This window comes from Thermus aquaticus, from assembly GCF_001280255.1.
Lineage (GTDB): Bacteria > Deinococcota > Deinococci > Deinococcales > Thermaceae > Thermus > Thermus aquaticus.
This window is the reverse complement of record NZ_LHCI01000105.1, coordinates 6,649-10,821: the sequence shown is the minus strand read 5'-3', so window position 1 is coordinate 10,821 and position 4,173 is coordinate 6,649. Positions and strand designations below refer to the sequence as shown.

General features: G+C 65.6%; 2 protein-coding genes and 1 pseudogene. 1 reads left to right on the top strand and 2 read right to left on the bottom strand.

The features are described from left to right. Positions 1-1,662: 1,662 nt before the first annotated feature. Positions 1,663-1,866 carry a hypothetical protein gene (locus BVI061214_RS00875; protein WP_248841688.1) on the bottom strand — a complete coding sequence of 68 codons (204 nt, stop codon included), beginning with the start codon at positions 1,864-1,866 and terminating at the stop codon, positions 1,663-1,665. Between the two features lie 1,719 nt (positions 1,867-3,585). Here BVI061214_RS00875 and BVI061214_RS12795 point away from each other — a divergent pair. Continuing rightward, entirely contained in the window at positions 3,586-3,756 is a 171-nt protein-coding gene (locus BVI061214_RS12795; RefSeq protein WP_156303190.1) for a hypothetical protein, read from the top strand. A 167-nt stretch (positions 3,757-3,923) separates the two neighbouring features. Here the strand turns inward: BVI061214_RS12795 and BVI061214_RS00870 are convergent. Beyond that, positions 3,924-4,173 (bottom strand): annotated as a pseudogene (locus BVI061214_RS00870) (IS982 family transposase); the annotation flags it as partial.

Below are 4,173 nucleotides of genomic sequence, written 5' to 3'. Positions count from 1 at the left end.
GAGGGCGAGTGCCATCAGGCTGTTGGGGATGAGGCTGTAGCTTCCTTCCGCTTGCAGGTACCTCCACGAGGGATTGCGCATCTTGGCTTGTGGGTCGCTTCACCCCCGACCCTGGGGCCAGGGGGGTTGACTCTTCCCTCGCTTTGCGGTACCCTTGGCTTAGCGAGCTTGGGTACCACACGAGGGATGGGAGGCAACCCCAAAACCTCCCGCTCTTTTCTTTTAGGACACCGCTACGTCCTTCGCTCTTCCCACCTCCTTAGCCCCGCATTGTAGCACAAGGGACCGGGGCGTCCAGTCCATACCCTCGTCCGATGAAGGCCCAAAGACCGTACCATCGCGCTGAAGCGGGTCTCTATCCATAAACCCCTGCACGACCCCGTCTTGCCCCTGTGATCCCCTCGCCTCTTCGCACACAGGGTTAAGGCCAGTCCCAGGGAACCCCAAGGGGTCCTCGGCCTTGGCCAGCTCCCTGAAGAGGGCCCCCGTCCTGGGGGACTCTGGACACTTTTACCCCGCCTCCCGTGGTATGGATCAAGCTCGCTAGTGGTCCCGCCCCATCCCTAGTTTGGGTTGCGCCGGGTTGTAGAATCCCCTTCCAAATGGCCTTAGCCCGCGCGGGAACCCCCTCCCGCGCCCCACCTTGCCCCCGCGCTCGCCCTTTATGTCCCTGGGACCGGGGTAAGGGGGCACCCACGGTCTTGCCCCTGCACTCCCTGTCTTGGCGTTGCTAAGGGGCAAGAGCCTTCCCACCCCCGCCGCCGGACGGGGCAAAGCTCGGGCACCCGGAAGTCAAGGCGGGAAAGGCCTCGAGGGTCTCTTTGGCAGCCCATTGACGCTGAGGCGAGTCGGAAAGCCTCCCCTCTACTTGCCCCTCTTGACCAGGATTGGCCAGACCGTCAGGGCGCAGGCGGCGACTTCCTCCCCGCCCTCGGGGGGAAAGCTCTTCCGTGCTTTGGGAACCCCTTCTGGCTCGTGATCGGCCCCCACGTCCCAGGGGGGCGAAGGAGGGGGTGCCGGGAGCGCTGACCCCATCTTGCCCCCACGCCTTCTGTCCGGGCTTGTCCAAGGGGCAAGAAGGGAGGGGAGACGCCAAACCCACCCCCAGGACGAGCCTTTTCCCCACCCCGAGCGGGGTCCCTGGCTTTTTCCTCACGGTGACGCACAACCTACACAGGAACCTCCCCTCGAGGGCCCACCTCTCCCCAGGAGCCTCCCGCAACCCCGCTTTCCAAGCGGAATCCCTTCGTGACCTCATAGTGCCCATCCATAGACTTTGCGATACCCCTGCCCCACCCCTTCCCTGAGCCTCTTGACACTCCCGGCCCGGCCCCTCCAGGCCGCCTCGGGCCACCGTGGAGGAGCCGGAGGGGATGGCCAAGGGGGTTCGTCTTGGCGGGCCTCGGGGGGGTGGCTTGGGCGGTGGGCTGGTCTGGCGGCCGGGCGTCTTACCCCTGTTCGCGGAAGATGAGGAGGGAAGACAGGGGTAAGACGCCCCGGGGCGGGCCTGTCGGGGAAGGCGACCGGGGAGGTCACGCGGGGGAGGCGGCGGGGCCGTTCTGGCCTCTTCCTTCCCCTGAGGGCACCCGGCCGCGCAGACCCGGCGGCGCCGGGTGCTTCCGCCTCAGCCCGTCGGAGAAGAGGGAAGCCCAGCCTATGGGCCTAGCCCTTGCCCTCCAAAAGGTCCATCACCCCCGCCGGGGCCTCGGCCGGCGAAACCACCCAGAGCCCCCTCACCTTCCTCCCCATGAGGGGCCCAAAGTGGCGCCGGTCCCCGGTCACCAGGGCCTCGGCGCCGGCGCTCCAGGCCGCCGCCGGGACGGGGGCATCCTTGAGGGGTAGGCCTTCCGCCAGCGCTTTCCGCACCAACGCCATCGGGGCCTCGGGGACCATTCGCGCCTGCTCCCGTATCCGCCGGAGGCAGTCCAGGGCCTCGGCGGGTTAGGGTCTTGCCCCTATAAAGGCCAAAACCCCTCAAGAAAGGGGCAAGACAAAGCCCGACAACGCGCGACCCGCCGAAGCCCCGCCCTCGCCCCTCTCCCAGGCGCGTTGCCCTAAGCCCCTACGCAAAGCCAGGCCTCTTGGCGCTCTGGCGTTCTGGACGCTCTCACTTTATGAGAGAAAAGTAAGAAACACACCCCTTCGCCGTCTGGCATCTTTTCCCCACCTCAACGGCACTAATATTGCGTTTCCTATAGCCGTGTTGAAACCTTTGCATAAAATAAAAAACGTTTCCAACCCCCAGGTTTGTTTCTCATGATTCTCTCAACCACCCTACCCACCCCGACCGCTCCGACTACCCCTTCAAAAACCGGTAGGGCACACCCCCTCCCCCTCAACCCCTTCCACAAACACCCGGCGAGGCCACCTCCACGCCGACCCTACCCTTCGCAAATGGGGGATGTCCCCTTTCGCGCAAGGTGCGGGCGGCGACTCACGGCCTAAACGAGCAACACCCTGAGGTGGCAAGCCCGAAAAGCTCCCTCCTCGAGGGGGTGCGCAAAGTTCTCTCTCCCCATCTAGGGCGCTGGCGGGAAGGTCCTAGGGTCGGCCCTCAGGAAGGTTGGGGCCTCGAGTGGAGGCTAAAGAAGATGCGCCGCAATGAACCTCCTTGCGCAAGGCGAAGAACCCGTCTTCCCAGACGAAGGCTCCTTCCGAGTCTCTGGAGGTAAGGGACGAGAGCCGAATGTGGGTAGCGCAGATACCGCAACCGGTGTAAGGGAGCGGATGCCGAAGACTCTGTGGGCGTGCGCCGAGGGCCGAAGGAAGGCACCCTCCCCTTCCGCCCAAGAGGGCGGGCCAAAGGGGAGACGTAGGACCACACCCTCAGCGCCGTGGGAAGAGGGACGCACGGGTTCTGGTGAGAAGGGGATGCGGAAGAGGCCGAGGGGCCTCCTCGCCAGGGCTGTGGACCTTCTTCAGCTTCACGGCCCGCTTCCCCCTCTTTCGGCACCGCCTCTTCTCCTCGAGGGGTGGCATCCCGGGCAGGGACCGCCCCCACCCCGCCCCGCCGGGTGAAGACCACGAAGAGGATCCCCTCCCAAGCGCATACGGGGCATGCAGGAGGGAGCCGCGACCGCCAGGGGCCGCAGGGGCTTGGCCTTTACGTCAGGGATGGGGCTCCTCGAGGTCGGCCCGCGGGAATCCGGCGGGGAAGCCCAGCTCGGCCACCTCCGCCAGAACACCCCGAGGAGAGCGCTCCGCAGCGGCGCTTTCCGGTGAGACCCCGGAGGGCGCACTCGGCGCAGAGACCCTCTTCGCAGCCGCTCACTTCTGGGCCGACCGCAGGCTCAACCGGGAGAAGCCTCCCACGGCGACCCGCCTTCGGCCGACAAAAGGAGTTGCGGGCGAGGAGGAGAACTACTTGAAAAGCGTTTGAGGAACGCAATGTGGTTTCTGTAAAACGCAATAATAATAGCATTTGATTGAGGTAAACCCTTGACGACAGCCCTGTGTTGGGTGTGCGGTGTCGGAAGAAAGGCGGGGGAGCGCCGGAGGTCTAAGGGCGGGTTTCCGCAAGCCCCTCGTAACCCTTGGAGACCCAGGCTGGCCACGTGGCGGCCACGGCTTTGGGCTTGGGCGGGCTTGAGCCTGGAGGAGCTGGAGGAGGTGGCGGTCTGGGGCGAGGAGGGTTACCCGGTGGCCAGGGGGCTGGGAAGAAGGGGTTTTGCGGTGGCGGCCCCGCAAGGGACGACCTCGGCGCTTCCCCGCCTCGGGGCCCGAGAGGTGGCCCGGAGGTTGCGGGAGACTCCTTGATACCCCCAAAAAGGAGGCCTCCGGTATCGCTACCGGGGGGATGCCAAGGACAAGGACAAAGGCACAATAGGACGGCCGAGGCCCGAGGTCAACGCCCAGGGGAAGGGACTTCCGCCAGGAAGGTTTGAGCGCAAGGCGAAGAGGCCTAACTAAGGTTACCCAAGTTGCTACCCAAGCATTTTCTGGGCCATGAGGCCGAGGTTGTGGGCCAAGACGAAGGAGAGCACCTTGATGACGAAGCCCTCCTGGGTTACTGCGTGAATGCGCCGGGGAAACATGGCGTGCAGCATACCCCCCACCGTCTCCACCACCCTCCGCCCTACGATGGCCAGGTACTGCAGCCAGGGCACATACCGCCGACTGTTCCCCCTGCGGATGACCATGGGAACGATCCCCTGCGCCTCCCGCAGCAGGTCC